This window comes from Anoxybacteroides tepidamans, from assembly GCF_014201465.1.
Lineage (GTDB): Bacteria > Bacillota > Bacilli > Bacillales > Anoxybacillaceae > Anoxybacteroides > Anoxybacteroides tepidamans.
The window spans coordinates 1-13,785 of the sequence record NZ_JACHEP010000038.1 but is presented as its reverse complement, the minus strand read 5'-3'; the positions used below and the strand labels follow the sequence as shown (position 1 = coordinate 13,785).

13 protein-coding genes, 1 tRNA gene, 1 other RNA gene and 1 other annotated feature are annotated in these 13,785 nt (G+C 41.0%); of the genes, 13 read left to right on the top strand and 2 right to left on the bottom strand.

Features of this window, described 5'->3' with window-relative positions:
• Positions 1-79 precede the first annotated feature (79 nt).
• On the bottom strand, positions 80-1,060 hold the full coding sequence (locus HNQ34_RS16920) for a YaaC family protein (RefSeq protein WP_183256493.1): 981 nt from the start codon (positions 1,058-1,060) through the stop codon (positions 80-82).
• Between the two features lie 131 nt (positions 1,061-1,191).
• Between HNQ34_RS16920 and guaB the strand changes: the two genes are divergently transcribed.
• From guaB to HNQ34_RS16890, 6 genes are all read left to right on the top strand, one after another.
• On the top strand, positions 1,192-2,658 hold the full coding sequence (gene guaB, locus HNQ34_RS16915) for an IMP dehydrogenase (RefSeq protein ID WP_183256492.1): 1,467 nt from the start codon (positions 1,192-1,194) through the stop codon (positions 2,656-2,658).
• A 99-nt stretch (positions 2,659-2,757) separates the two neighbouring features.
• A complete protein-coding gene (locus tag HNQ34_RS16910) occupies positions 2,758-4,107 on the top strand; it encodes a serine hydrolase (protein ID WP_183256491.1) in 1,350 nt (449 codons plus the stop codon).
• Between the two features lie 163 nt (positions 4,108-4,270).
• Positions 4,271-5,155, top strand: a complete 885-nt coding sequence (gene pdxS / locus HNQ34_RS16905; RefSeq protein ID WP_066322275.1) for a pyridoxal 5'-phosphate synthase lyase subunit PdxS — start codon at positions 4,271-4,273, stop codon at positions 5,153-5,155.
• Positions 5,156-5,172: 17 nt separating this feature from the next.
• The gene (gene pdxT / locus HNQ34_RS16900; protein ID WP_183256490.1) at positions 5,173-5,751 is read left to right on the top strand and encodes a pyridoxal 5'-phosphate synthase glutaminase subunit PdxT; all 579 of its coding nucleotides are present in this window, start codon (positions 5,173-5,175) and stop codon (positions 5,749-5,751) included.
• Positions 5,752-5,807: 56 nt separating this feature from the next.
• Positions 5,808-6,023 (top strand) — a binding site (T-box leader).
• A gap of 52 nt (positions 6,024-6,075) precedes the next feature.
• Positions 6,076-7,350, top strand: coding sequence for a serine--tRNA ligase (serS, locus tag HNQ34_RS16895; protein ID WP_183256489.1), 1,275 nt, complete (start codon positions 6,076-6,078; stop codon positions 7,348-7,350).
• Positions 7,351-7,460: 110 nt separating this feature from the next.
• Positions 7,461-7,553, top strand: a tRNA-Ser gene (locus HNQ34_RS16890).
• A 403-nt stretch (positions 7,554-7,956) separates the two neighbouring features.
• Here the strand turns inward: HNQ34_RS16890 and HNQ34_RS16885 are convergent.
• Positions 7,957-9,243 (bottom strand): glycoside hydrolase family 18 protein, encoded by a 1,287-nt coding sequence (locus tag HNQ34_RS16885; protein ID WP_183256488.1) that lies wholly within the window; start codon positions 9,241-9,243, stop codon positions 7,957-7,959.
• A 90-nt stretch (positions 9,244-9,333) separates the two neighbouring features.
• Between HNQ34_RS16885 and tadA the strand changes: the two genes are divergently transcribed.
• From tadA to HNQ34_RS16850, 7 genes are all read left to right on the top strand, one after another.
• On the top strand, positions 9,334-9,825 hold the full coding sequence (tadA, locus tag HNQ34_RS16880; protein WP_183256487.1) for a tRNA adenosine(34) deaminase TadA: 492 nt from the start codon (positions 9,334-9,336) through the stop codon (positions 9,823-9,825).
• A 53-nt stretch (positions 9,826-9,878) separates the two neighbouring features.
• Positions 9,879-10,143: signal recognition particle sRNA large type (gene ffs / locus HNQ34_RS16875), an RNA gene on the top strand.
• 113 nt (positions 10,144-10,256) lie between these two features.
• Positions 10,257-11,951, top strand: a complete 1,695-nt coding sequence (gene dnaX / locus HNQ34_RS16870) for a DNA polymerase III subunit gamma/tau (protein ID WP_183256486.1) — start codon at positions 10,257-10,259, stop codon at positions 11,949-11,951.
• 19 nt (positions 11,952-11,970) lie between these two features.
• Positions 11,971-12,294, top strand: coding sequence for a YbaB/EbfC family nucleoid-associated protein (locus HNQ34_RS16865; protein WP_181557572.1), 324 nt, complete (start codon positions 11,971-11,973; stop codon positions 12,292-12,294).
• A gap of 10 nt (positions 12,295-12,304) precedes the next feature.
• Positions 12,305-12,901 carry a recombination mediator RecR gene (gene recR, locus HNQ34_RS16860; protein WP_183256485.1) on the top strand — a complete coding sequence of 199 codons (597 nt, stop codon included), beginning with the start codon at positions 12,305-12,307 and terminating at the stop codon, positions 12,899-12,901.
• 21 nt (positions 12,902-12,922) lie between these two features.
• A complete protein-coding gene (locus HNQ34_RS16855) occupies positions 12,923-13,147 on the top strand; it encodes a YaaL family protein (RefSeq protein WP_183256484.1) in 225 nt (74 codons plus the stop codon).
• A gap of 81 nt (positions 13,148-13,228) precedes the next feature.
• On the top strand, positions 13,229-13,495 hold the full coding sequence (locus HNQ34_RS16850) for a pro-sigmaK processing inhibitor BofA family protein (protein ID WP_183256483.1): 267 nt from the start codon (positions 13,229-13,231) through the stop codon (positions 13,493-13,495).
• Positions 13,496-13,785: the final 290 nt, after the last annotated feature.

Sequence of the window (13,785 nt, the reverse complement as noted above, 5' to 3'; positions counted from 1 at the left end):
GCGCCGATGGTAGTTGGGGCCAGCGCCCCTGCAAGAGTAGGACGTTGCTAGGCAAAAAAAAGACTGACTAAACGGATGTTTAGTCAGTCTTTTTTGATTCAGCAAGCAAATATTCATAAAGCAATAACGGTACTTTTTCTGATGTGATAGATAAAAACTTATGGATAAAAGGATAAGCTTCACTTGAATAAGAATGTAGTAATTCATTCCACCATTCTGTTTCATAGCGAGAAATCATACTTAAGTTATATAAAAGTAAATAGTGGAACATCACTTCGGGTAGATGAAACATTTCTTCACGGTTGATTGGTAAACGGTACGATCCGTGATCGAGGTCAAACATAAACGGTTCACATCCTAATGGTTTTAGTCTGTGCCGATACGTTGCTTTTATATAGTCCCCTTCTATTTGTACAGATCCTTCTTGAATCCAATTCCACTCTTTTGCTACATAACTTATAAAACGATCAAACGTCATATGATAGTCGTCCAAAATGTTTATTGGGATCAACAATGACTGACTGAAGTGGTCATAGAACACTTTTCTTGATAACGGTTGATCATAGTATATTTCGAACAGTTCATGAAGATCGCCTATTCGTTGCAATAGTGTCCGCATGCGAAACTTTTCTCCAGTTATTTGTTTCACATGAAACATTTTTTCAGAAAAATGAGTAAACAATCCGTGTTTTTGTATTTTCACTTCATCAGCAAAAAACTCATAGTTTTGTTTTTTTCGTTTTCTTGTCGAAACACCATGGGCTAAAACAGAAGCTGATTCAGGATAATCAGCATCAACAGTAAGAAGACATGCTTTTAAAAGCTGAACCATCCCATAAAATAAAAGAACTGGTTGAACGGAGAGCGAGGAGTGCTTGGCCGTTAAATAAAAATTTTGTCCATGTTGTAAATAGTAAAGAAAAGCATAGCAGTTTGTATAGCTTTTTTGCTTCGCATCTTCTCTGTCTATTTTCGTGTAACAGCGATACAAAAATTGCTGGGCGATATTTGTAGAATGAAAAGAGGTAAATTTGTTCCAAATATCTTTACAATGAAGCATCTATCTTTCCCTCTTTCGCTAAGAAATAAAGTTTGAATTGAATGAAAAATCTAACATTTTCATGATTCCTTGACAGTATTTTAACCAGTTGTTAAGCTACTAATAATATTTCCGGATAAGGGGGAGAAAATATGTGGGAATCTAAATTTTTAAAAGAAGGATTAACATTTGATGACGTTCTTCTTATTCCTGCAAAATCAGAAGTATTACCTCGCGATGTGGATGTCACAACACAATTAAGCCCAACGCTACAATTGAATATCCCTATCATTAGTGCGGGAATGGATACTGTCACAGAAGCAGAGATGGCGATTGCAATGGCTCGTCAAGGCGGATTAGGAATTATTCATAAAAATATGTCAATCGAACAACAAGCGGAACAGGTGGACAAAGTAAAACGTTCGGAACGTGGTGTCATTACGGATCCATTCTTTTTAACTCCGGAGCATCAAGTGTATGATGCTGAACATTTAATGGGGAAATACCGCATTTCTGGTGTCCCGATTGTCAATAATGAAATAGAACAAAAGCTTGTTGGAATTATTACGAACCGGGACTTGCGCTTTATTCAAGACTACTCAACCAAAATCTCCGATGTGATGACGAAAGAAAATTTAATTACCGCTCCTGTCGGTACAACGCTAGAGGAAGCAGAGAAAATTTTGCAAAAATATAAAGTCGAAAAATTGCCTCTTGTTGATGAAAATGGCGTTCTCAAAGGATTAATTACGATAAAAGATATTGAAAAAGTAATTGAATTCCCGAATTCAGCGAAAGACAAACAAGGCCGTTTGTTAGTAGGAGCTGCTGTTGGAGTAACGGCAGATACGATGATTCGCGTGAAAAAACTCGTGGAAGCCAATGTCGATGTCATTGTAGTTGATACAGCTCATGGACATTCAAAAGGAGTTATTGAAACGGTTCAGAAAATTCGCCAACAGTATCCGAAGTTGAATATTATTGCCGGAAATGTCGCGACAGCAGAGGCGACACGCGACCTCATTGAAGCAGGTGCAAATATTATTAAAGTGGGAATTGGCCCAGGCTCGATCTGTACGACGCGCGTTGTCGCTGGTGTAGGGGTGCCGCAAATTACAGCAGTTTATGATTGTGCGACAGAAGCGCGTAAATATGGTGTCCCAATTATTGCTGACGGTGGGATTAAATATTCAGGGGACATTGTAAAAGCGTTAGCAGCAGGGGCGCATGCGGTTATGCTTGGAAGTCTTTTAGCAGGTGTGACTGAAAGCCCTGGGGAAACTGAAATTTATCAAGGTCGTCGCTTCAAAGTATATCGAGGAATGGGATCTGTGGCGGCGATGGAGAAAGGAAGCAAAGACCGCTACTTTCAAGAAGATAATAAAAAGTTTGTTCCAGAAGGAATTGAAGGTCGCGTTCCATACAAAGGTCCGCTTGCCGATACGATTTATCAGCTTGTTGGCGGCTTAAGATCGGGAATGGGATACTGTGGAACAAAAAATTTAGAAGAATTGCGCGAGAAAACGCAATTTATTCGCATGACAGGTGCAGGATTGCGAGAAAGTCATCCGCATGACGTACAAATTACAAAAGAAGCACCAAATTATTCTCTTTCATAGCGTTATTTTTGTTTTGAAATTGAAGCGGAGGAATGTTCCTCCGTCTATTTTTTTGCATCGGAGTGTGTTACAATAACGTTTGTGTGAGGAGGGACAAAAGTGAAACAGAAGAAAAATATAATCATAGGGTTGATCGTGGTTTTTTTATTGTCAACAATTTTTCCATTCGGCAATGCAAAGGCGGCGCAAGATCCATTAAATATTGAAGCGGATGCGGCAATTCTTGTCGATGCAAGTACCGGGAGGATTTTGTATCAAAAAAATATTGATACAGTTCTCGGAATCGCAAGCATGACAAAGATGATGACAGAATATTTGCTGCTAGAAGCGATTAAAGAAAATCGTGTCAAATGGGATCAACAGTATACACCGAGCGATTATGTATATCGGCTTTCACAAGATCGCGATTTGTCTAACGTTCCGTTGCGAAAAGACGGAAAATATACGGTGCGTGAGCTTTATGAAGCGATGGCGATTTATTCTGCCAATGCTGCGACAGTAGCCATTGCTGAAATTGTTGGTGGTTCAGAAGACAACTTTGTGAAAATGATGAATGAAAAAGCGAAAAAACTAGGGCTTCAAGGTTATAAATTTGTTAATGCGACAGGATTAAGCAACAAAGATTTACAAGGGTTTCATCCCCAAGGAACGAACGAAAATGAAGAAAATGTGATGTCCGCCCGGGCGGTTGCTACGTTAGCTTATCATTTGCTAAAAGAATATCCAGAAGTGCTAAAAACAGCGAGCATTCCGAAAAAAATATTTAGAGAAGGTACGAATGACCAAATTAAAATGGATAACTGGAATTGGATGTTGCCAGGTCTCATTTATTCTTACGAGGGAGTAGATGGACTTAAAACTGGGTATACGGAATTTGCTGGATACTGCTTTACAGGAACGGCAGAGAGAAACGGTGTTCGTTTTATTACAGTAGTCATGAATGCTAAAAGTAACGGAAAATCCTCAATTGAAGCTCGATTTGAACAAACAAGAAAAATGTTGGATTATGCCTTCAGCAACTATTCGCTAAAAGAGCTTTATCCGGCTGGGTATCAACAAAAAGGCGCTTCTACGTTGCCGGTGGTAAAAGGAAAAGAAAAATCAGTAGCGATCGCGACGAAAAAACCTCTTTCGTTTGTTGTGAAAAAAGGTGAGGAAAAGTATTATAAACCTGTGTATGTGTTGGATAAAAAGAAATTAACGAAAAATGGAGAATTAACAGCACCGGTGAAAAAAGGTGAAAAAATAGGATATATGACATTAAAATATATAGGTGCTAATAACCATGACTATTTAACTCCAGATGGGAAAAATGCGGTGAAAGTAGATGTTGTTACTAAGAAAAGTGTGGAAAAAGCCAATTGGTTTGTGCTTATGATGAGAGGGATTGGTGGTTTATTCAGCGACGTTTGGACAAGCGTTGCGAAAGTGGTAAAAGGATGGTTTTAAATAAAGCTCCCTTAAAAGGAGCTTTTTACTTTTTTATTGTGATTTTTGAAAAAATTGAGGTAAAATAAAGAAATGAAATCAAGATTATTTATTGTGAATTTCGTTATTTTCCAGTAAAATGAATCAAAATATGACTACATAACGTAACTAGGAGGAATTACAAGTGGCTATTACAGGTACAGAGCGTGTAAAACGCGGGATGGCAGAAATGCAAAAAGGCGGCGTCATCATGGATGTCGTAAATGCAGAGCAGGCGAAAATTGCGGAAGCTGCAGGTGCTGTAGCGGTCATGGCGTTAGAACGAGTTCCAGCTGATATTCGTGCAGCGGGTGGCGTAGCGCGCATGGCGGATCCAACAGTGATTGAAGAAGTGATGAAAGCTGTTTCGATTCCGGTGATGGCAAAAGCCCGTATTGGCCATTATGTAGAGGCGAGAGTTCTTGAAGCGTTAGGTGTTGACTACATCGACGAAAGCGAAGTATTAACTCCTGCAGACGAGGAATTCCATATTGATAAACGTCAATTTACAGTTCCGTTCGTTTGCGGCTGCCGCGATTTAGGAGAAGCTGCCCGCCGTATTGCAGAAGGTGCGTCCATGTTACGGACAAAAGGGGAGCCTGGCACAGGGAATATCGTAGAAGCTGTTCGTCATATGCGGAAAGTGAATGCCCAAGTGCGTAAAGTTGTCAGCATGAGCGAAGACGAACTTATGACAGAAGCAAAAAATCTTGGTGCTCCGTTCGAAGTACTATTAGAAATTAAACGATTAGGCCGTCTTCCTGTTGTTAACTTTGCCGCAGGAGGTGTGGCGACTCCGGCTGACGCAGCCTTAATGATGTACTTAGGAGCGGACGGTGTGTTTGTAGGCTCTGGTATTTTCAAATCAGAAAACCCTGAAAAATATGCGCGTGCGATTGTAGAAGCGACGACTCACTACGAAGATTATGAATTAATTGCCCATCTTTCAAAAGGTTTAGGTGGAGCGATGAAAGGGATCGATATTTCATCACTATTACCTGAACAACGCATGCAAGAACGCGGTTGGTAATAAGGGAGAAGATGGTGATGGTAAAAATCGGAGTTTTAGGTTTACAAGGAGCAGTTAGAGAGCACGTTCAATCGATTGAAGCATGTGGTGCGGAAGCGCTCGTAGTAAAAAAGGTCGAGCAACTTCAAGAAATTGACGGTATCATTATTCCAGGCGGCGAGAGTACAACGATGCGCCGGTTGATGGATAAATACGGATTTATGGAACCGTTAAAAGAATTTGCTGCACAAGGAAAACCGATGTTCGGAACTTGTGCCGGCTTGATTATTTTAGCAAAGCGCATTGTCGGCTATGAGGAACCGCATCTCGGTTTAATGGATGTTACGGTCGAACGCAATTCATTTGGGCGGCAACGTGAAAGTTTTGAGGCTGAGCTATCCATTGTTGGAATTGCGGATGACTTTGTCGGCGTGTTTATTCGCGCCCCTCATATCGTTGAGGTCGGTGAGAATGTAGAAATTTTAGCAAAACATGAAGACCGGATTGTTGCAGCAAGACAAGGACAATTTTTAGGGTGTTCGTTCCATCCGGAACTAACGGGCGATCATCGTGTTACCCAATATTTTATCGATATGGTCAAAGAGGCAAAAGAATAAAATAGTTGCATCTTATCGAACCTTATAGTACATTTTTTATTAAAAATCGTATTGTTGCTAAAACGATGAAAGGAACTAGTAGCAAGAACGTTCCTCTTCAGAGAGTCGGTGGGTGGTGCAAACCGATGGGGAATTCTTGTGAATCCATCCTTGAGTGAAATGCTGAACGTATAGAAGCCAGTAAGCATTTCCGGCTTAAACCGTTATCGATTTGAGCGGAAGACGATTTGTCTTCAAGTAGGGTGGCAACGCGGGTTACTCTCGTCCCTTTGTTTAAGGGACGAGAGTTTTTATTTTGAAGACATAACAAGGGAGGAACGAAAGATGTTAGACTTGAAATTTTTACGGGCCAATTTTGCCGAAGTAAAAGAAAAGCTGAAACATCGCGGCGAAGATTTAACCGATTTTGCGCGCTTTGAGGAATTAGATAAAAAGCGCCGTGAGTTAATTGCGCAAGCGGAAGAGTTAAAAAATAAGCGCAACGAAGTGTCCCAACAAATTGCCGTGTTAAAGCGGGAAAAGAAAGAAGCCGATCATCTGATTGCCGAGATGCGCGAAGTCGGTGAGCGCATTAAAATGCTAGATGATGAGTTACGCCAAGTGGAAGAGGCGTTAGAAATGTTGTTGTTATCGATTCCGAACATTCCACATGAATCAGTGCCGATCGGTGAATCGGAAAACGATAACGTAGAGATTCGGAAATGGGGACAACCTCGTATGTTTTCGTTTGAACCGAAACCACATTGGGAAATTGCAGATCAACTCGGCATTTTAGATTTTGAACGCGCTGCAAAGGTAACTGGAAGCCGTTTTGTATTTTATAAAGGACTTGGTGCCCGTTTAGAGCGTGCGCTCATTAATTTTATGCTCGATCTTCACATAGAAGAGCACGGGTATGTAGAAGTGCTGCCACCTTATCTTGTGAATCGGGCAAGCATGACGGGGACGGGTCAATTACCGAAATTTGAAGAAGATGCATTTCGGGTTGAAAGCGAAGATTATTTTTTAATTCCAACAGCGGAAGTTCCTGTCACGAACTTACATCGCGATGAAATTTTATCAGCGGAAGATTTACCATTGAATTATGTCGCTTATAGCGCATGTTTCCGTTCGGAAGCAGGATCTGCTGGTCGCGATACGCGTGGACTCATTCGTCAGCATCAGTTTAATAAAGTAGAGCTTGTAAAATTTGTAAAACCGGAAAATTCGTACGAGGAGCTTGAAAAACTGACGGGTCACGCAGAAAAAGTATTGCAGTTATTGGAGCTTCCTTATCGCGTGATGAGCATGTGTACAGGCGATTTAGGCTTTACAGCCGCAAAAAAATATGACATTGAAGTATGGCTACCGAGCTATGGAACGTATCGGGAAATTTCGTCTTGCAGCAACTTTGAAGCATTTCAGGCTCGCCGTGCTAATATTCGCTTCCGCCGTGATCCGAAAGCAAAACCGGAACACGTGCATACGCTCAATGGATCTGGATTAGCGATCGGCCGGACGGTTGCCGCGATTTTAGAAAATTATCAGCAAGAAGACGGAACAGTGGTCATACCAAAAGTATTACGTCCTTATATGGGCAATAAAGAAGTGATCCGGTAAATAAAGATGAGCAGGCTTATTAATGGGCCTGCTCGATTCATGATTAAAGCAAAATCATTTAAAATATTGACTTATCCATTGGAAAATGATATATTAATTTTTGTCGATATGGAGGAGTACCCAAGTCTGGCTGAAGGGGTCGGTCTTGAAAACCGAGAGGCGTCGAGAGGCGCGCGGGGGTTCGAATCCCTCCTCCTCCGCCATTAAGCTAGTTTGAAACACCACTGCGCATAAATGGAGATTGTTATTCAAAACGATTCGTTACGTCTTGTAACGAATTTTTTATTAAAAAAGTAACCGCCTGAATCAATAGGCGGTTACTTTTTTAAGCCGTGATATTAGTTGAGTATGAAAGAAATTTTTTCAACAATCGATTCGATCGATTGTTCGTTTTCGAGAATGTCATAATCGCTAATATTAATGCGTAGGACAGGGCAGGTATTAAAGCTGTTCATTCATCGTTTATATCTCTCAAACCCGAATCCGTGACAGCTTCTTCTCATAAGCATCCAAAAATTTTCGAGGGAAGAGGCAGAAAAGCTTATGTTCAGCTATATGATTCTGTGTTTTTTAGTAAAATAATGGATAATCAACACTTATGTGTTTTTATCTTTTCACTACATGAAAGTTGTCAGTAATCAGAAGCCAATTTTGTGGGAAGTCTAAGCCTAGTTTCCAATAGCTTACTCCTCTTAAACCGAGCTCTTTTACTAAGTTGAATTTTGCTTGAATGGAACGGGCATCTTCAAACCATACTTGATGCTCGTTTCCACTTTCATCCCGGTAGCGAAAGTGCGGTGCTTGAGCTTTTGCATCGTACTCAATGGAAACATTGTAGCGCGAAGCAAGGAGAATAGCTTGTTGCGGACTAATGGCCCGCGCATATCGTCCACCGGGAACGTATGGAAGTGTCCAATCATAACCGTATAAATTTTGTCCCATCATAATTTTCGAAGCAGGCATTTCGGTAATCGCGTACTCTAATACTTGTCGAACTGGTCCAATTGGGGAAACAGGCATTGGCGGTCCGCCACTATATCCCCATTCATATGTCATAATGACAACAAAATCGACAATTTGACCGTGAGCGCGATAATCATGCGCTTCATACCAACGTCCTTTTTGGGTGGCGCTCGTTTTCGGTGCAAGCGCCGTCGACATTAACCAGCCTTCTTGATTGAAGCGTTGTTTTGCTTTGCGCAAAAACGCATTATATGCATCGCGGTCGGCAGGACGCAAATATTCCATATCAAAATGAATATCGCGGAATCCGTATTTTTTGGCGGTTGTGACAATGTTTTGGAGAAAGCGGTTTTGGATATCCTCATTATTTAAAATGATAGCTCCAAGTTCATCGCTAAATTGGTCATTTTCAATGTTTGTAATTACCATCATCAATGTCACATGATTAGCGCGAGCGATCACAGGGAAATTGTTTAGCGGAGGTTCTTTTAATGTTCCGTTTCGTTGGATTTGGAAGCTAAATGGCGCTAAATACGTTAAATAAGGAGCGGCGGCTCGAGCGCTTGCTTCTAGCGAAGGGCTGACAACAGAACTGCGTGGCTCTACATATCCGTTGAACTCAGCGTTTCTTTTTCTTTGCGGCGGAATATATAGACGTTGTCCAATAGAAAGTGGAGTTTGGAGAGAAATGCGATTTATTTGCGCAAGCTGCTGAGCAGTTGTCTGAAACTTCCGTGCAATCGTCCAAAGGCTATCACCAGGCTGTACCCAATAAAACCGGCCAGTAATAGGAATCACAAGCGCTTGACCAACGACGAGCGCATTTGGATTTGGAATATGGTTTGCGGTAATTATTTCTTCTATCGTCGTGTTATATGCTTGAGCGATGCCAAATATCGTTTGCCCACGTTGTACGACGTGAATTTGCATGCTTTCTTCCTCCCTAGTTGCTTCTTTTCTGCTTTTTATTTTATGATGAAGGAAAAAACGGCATGACTGTTATTTAGTGAGGGTTTGCAAATGAACGACGAATATTATATGCGCTTAGCAATTGAAGAGGCGAAAAAAGCAGAAAAAATAGGGGAAGTCCCGATCGGCGCTGTCATTGTCAAAGATGGGAAAGTGATTGCCCGCGCTCATAATTTGCGGGAAACGATGCAGCGGGCGGTTGCGCATGCAGAAGTACTAGCGATTGATGAAGCATGTGAACGAATCGGCTCGTGGCGGTTAGAGGATACCACGTTATATGTAACGCTGGAACCTTGTGCAATGTGTGCTGGAGCAATTGTTTTGTCACGGGTGAAACGTGTGGTGTTTGGCGCAAGCGACCCAAAAGGAGGATGTGCCGGCACGTTGATGAACTTATTACAAGAAAAGCGATTTAATCATCAAGCCGAGGTAGTTAGCGGCGTGCTGCAAGAAGAGTGCGGCCAAATGCTAAGCAAGTTTTTCCGGCAGTTACGCCTAAAAAAAAAGCAATGCGATGAAAAGGTTGGCGAAGATACCAAATAAATTACAAGCTATGTTCATTGCTTTTTTTGAAAAAAAAAGCTATACTATATTTGCCGTGCTAAGTGGGGAGGTAGCGGTGCCCTGCACTCGCAATCCGCTCTAGCGAGACTGAATTCCTTCTCGAGGTTAGTCTGTTGTAAGGTCTGTCTCAAGTAAGTGGTGTTGACGTCTGGGTCCCACGCAATGGGATTCCGTGAACCCTGTCAGGTCCGGAAGGAAGCAGCAGTAAGCGGATGCTCCCATGTGCCGTGGGGGAGCCTGGGCAGAGCTAACTGCTTGAGCAACGCTTGGGGCAGCTAATCGACGGAAGGTGCACGGTATATACATAAGCGCAACTCACTCGCATGGAGTGAGTTTTTTATTTCTATTTTGAAAAACGATTAAGACATTATATAATAAATAAGATGAGAGAAAAGAGGAGGGCAATTTTCGTGACGTATCAAGCGCTATATCGTGTGTTTCGACCGCAGCGATTTGCAGATGTTGTAGGTCAAGAACACGTAACGAAAACATTGCAAAATGCCCTGCTTCAAAATAAAATATCCCACGCTTATCTTTTTTCCGGTCCGCGTGGAACAGGAAAAACAAGCGCTGCGAAAATCTTGGCAAAAGCCGTCAATTGCGAAAAGGCTCCGGCTACTGAGCCATGCAACGAATGTCCGTCTTGTATCGGAATTACGAATGGCTCCATTCCGGATGTATTGGAGATTGACGCGGCATCGAATAATGGAGTCGACGAAATACGGGATATTCGGGAAAAGGTGAAATTTGCACCTACTTCTGTACAGTATAAAGTTTATATCGTTGACGAGGTGCATATGCTCTCTATTGGTGCTTTTAACGCTTTGTTAAAAACGTTAGAAGAACCCCCGAAGCACGTCATTTTTATTTTAGCGACAACTGAGCCGCATAAAATCCCGCCTACCATTATTTCTCGTTGTCAGCGCTTTGATTTTCGCAGAATTCAGCCTCATTCGATCGTTTCACGATTAAGACAAGTGGTAGATGCTCAACATGTCAAAGCCTCTGATGAAGCATTGTTGGCGATTGCCCGCGCCGCGGATGGAGGCATGCGTGATGCATTAAGCTTGCTTGATCAAGCCATTTCTTTTAGTGAAGAAGAAGTGCTTCTTGAAGATGTGCTTGCGATGACCGGGGCAGTGTCTTCTTTTATGTTAGCAAGCCTTGTTCAAGCGATTCACGAAAAAGATGTGGCCAAAGCGTTGCAATTATTAGAACAATTTATGAATCAAGGGAAAGATCCGAATCGTCTTATAGAAGATTTGATTTTTTATCATCGTGACCTTCTTTTGTATAAGACAGCCCCTCATTTAGAAGGCGGGGGCAGAGGAGTGGTTGTCGATCAACAATTTCAACAACTTGCTCAATCAATCGCTGTACCAGCGATTTACGAAACGATCGAAGCATTAAATAAAAGTCAACAGGAAATGAAATGGACGAATCATCCGCGCATTTTTTTAGAGGTTGCGTTAGTAAAACTTTGTCATCAGGAACAACGGCATACACCGTCTATGTCCGAAGAATTCTATTCTTTAGTAAAGAAAGTGGAACATTTAGAGGCAGAACTGCAACGATTGAAAGAACAAGGGATTTCTGTTGCACCGAAAGAACCTTTGTCCACAGTGACGAAAAAAACGACGAAATCGCCAAGAACAAGCGGTTATAAAACTCCGGTCGGCCGCATTTATGAAATATTAAAACAAGCTACGCATCAAGATTTGTCGCTCATTAAAAGCCATTGGACAGAAATGCTTGACATTTTAAAAAAACAAAACAAAGTATCTCATGCTGCTTTATTACATGAGAGTGAACCGGTAGCAGCGAGTTCGCATGCGTTTGTTTTGAAATTCAAATATGAAATTCATTGCAAAATGGCAGCAGATAACACGAATGGTGTAAAGGAAAATTTAGAGTCCATTTTATTTGATTTAACTCATCGGCGTTTTGAAATGGTCGCTGTTCCTGATGAAGAATGGGGAAAAATAAGAGAAGAATTTATCCGTGAAAAAGGGATGCAGCGTGAAAAAGAACCGGAACAGGAAGATGTACTGATTGCTGAGGCAAAGCGGTTATTTGGTGAAAATTTAATTGAAATTAAAGAATAAATTAGGGAGGAACTTATAAATGATGCGTGGAATGGGAAATATGCAAAAAATGATGAAGCAAATGCAAAAGATGCAAAAAGAAATGCAAAAAGCCCAAGAAGAATTGGCAGAAAAAACGGTGGAAGGTACAGCTGGCGGCGGCATGGTGACAGTGATTGCAAATGGCCACAAACAAATTTTGGAAGTAAAAATCAAAGAAGAAGTCGTTGATCCGGAAGATATCGAAATGTTGCAAGATTTAATTTTAGCTGCTACAAACGATGCGTTAAAGAAAGCAGATGAACTAACAGCAGAGACAATGGGACAATTCACAAAAGGATTGAACATCCCGGGTTTGTTCTAGGGGGATTTTTATGCATTATCCGGAGCCGATATCCAAACTGATTGATAGCTTTATGAAACTGCCGGGAATCGGACCAAAAACCGCTGTGCGGCTTGCTTTTTTTGTGCTTAATATGAAAGAAGATACGGTATTGGATTTTGCGAAAGCTTTAGTCAATGCCAAGCGGAATTTGTCTTATTGCACAATATGCGGACATATTACGGATAAAGATCCTTGCTATATTTGTGAAGACGAAAGACGAGATAGAACAACGATCTGTGTTGTCCAAGATCCGAAAGACGTCATTGCAATGGAAAAAATGAAAGAGTATAACGGGTTATATCATGTATTACATGGGGCTATCTCTCCGATGGATGGCATTGGTCCAGAAGATATCAAAATTTCTGAGTTATTAAAAAGACTTCAAGATGAAACTGTGCAAGAAGTGATTTTGGCAACAAATCCTAATATTGAAGGGGAAGCGACAGCGATGTATATATCGCGATTGCTAAAGCCAACGGGGATAAAAATTACACGAATTGCGCATGGATTACCAGTGGGCGGCGATTTAGAATATGCAGACGAAGTGACGCTTTCAAAAGCGCTTGAAGGCCGCCGTGAGCTATAGAAATCGATTGAGGTGAGTCGCATGTTTTGGCGGCGAAAAGGTTGGCTAAAAAAACAATTCGATCAACAGCTAGTCGAACAATTAGAAGCGATGAGAAATGAATGGATGAAGCAAAAAGATCTTATTGAAAAAAGTATCGAACCTTCAGAAGAAGTATTAATAGATGTAAAAATTACTGAAGCGAAATATTTTTTTCTGATTCGGGAGGCGAAACGTCGCCGTATTACATTAAAGGGAGCGAAATAAGCTCTCTTTTTTGTTCTTTTTTTTCGTCACATGCATAATATATAGAATAGTACAAGCGATGATAAGGAAGGAGCGGATGATATGGAGCCGAAAATAGTGATTATGCTTTTTTTATGTGCAATCGTTATTCTGTTATTGGTCGGAACGCCTTTAAAACCGGTTCGTTTCATCGGATATGGAGCTGTTAAACTGATCATCGGGGCATTGTTGCTATTTGTTTTAAATGCCGTCGGTAATTCTTTTAACATTCATGTTCCGATCAATTTGTTGACATCGTCCGTATCTGGCTTTTTAGGCGTTCCTGGCGTGGTCGCTTTAATCATTATTCAAAAATATATTGTGGCGTAATTTCTATGCTTTTAAATGTAAGTGTTCCTCTATTCAGGTTTTACTTAGAATGGAGGAATATTATTTTTAAAAAAATTGTTGACTATACTTTTTGTCATGTGGTATATTAATAAACGTCGCTGCTGTTGATGATGAATAAAATAAAAAAAGTAGTTGACATGGGATAAGGATATATATATAATATCAAGAGTGTGACATGTTCTTTGAAAACTGAACAAAACGAAGCGTCCTCGTCGATTGAATGACGAGTAATTGATATGAGTATGGAATAAAACTTTCAATGGAGAGTT

Excerpts from the sequence above, each read along its gene's own strand:
- HNQ34_RS16920 (WP_183256493.1), bottom strand. The coding sequence starts at position 1,060 with ATGCTTCATTGTAAAGATATTTGGAACAAATTTACCTCTTTTCATTCT.
- guaB (WP_183256492.1), top strand. The coding sequence starts at position 1,192 with ATGTGGGAATCTAAATTTTTAAAAGAAGGATTAACATTTGATGACGTT.
- HNQ34_RS16885 (WP_183256488.1), bottom strand. The coding sequence starts at position 9,243 with ATGCAAATTCACGTCGTACAACGTGGGCAAACGATATTTGGCATCGCT.
- HNQ34_RS16855 (WP_183256484.1), top strand. The coding sequence starts at position 12,923 with ATGTTTTGGCGGCGAAAAGGTTGGCTAAAAAAACAATTCGATCAACAG.
- HNQ34_RS16865 (WP_181557572.1), top strand. The coding sequence starts at position 11,971 with ATGATGCGTGGAATGGGAAATATGCAAAAAATGATGAAGCAAATGCAA.
- recR (WP_183256485.1), top strand. The coding sequence starts at position 12,305 with ATGCATTATCCGGAGCCGATATCCAAACTGATTGATAGCTTTATGAAA.
- serS (WP_183256489.1), top strand. The coding sequence starts at position 6,076 with ATGTTAGACTTGAAATTTTTACGGGCCAATTTTGCCGAAGTAAAAGAA.
- tadA (WP_183256487.1), top strand. The coding sequence starts at position 9,334 with ATGAACGACGAATATTATATGCGCTTAGCAATTGAAGAGGCGAAAAAA.
- HNQ34_RS16850 (WP_183256483.1), top strand. The coding sequence starts at position 13,229 with ATGGAGCCGAAAATAGTGATTATGCTTTTTTTATGTGCAATCGTTATT.
- pdxT (WP_183256490.1), top strand. The coding sequence starts at position 5,173 with ATGGTAAAAATCGGAGTTTTAGGTTTACAAGGAGCAGTTAGAGAGCAC.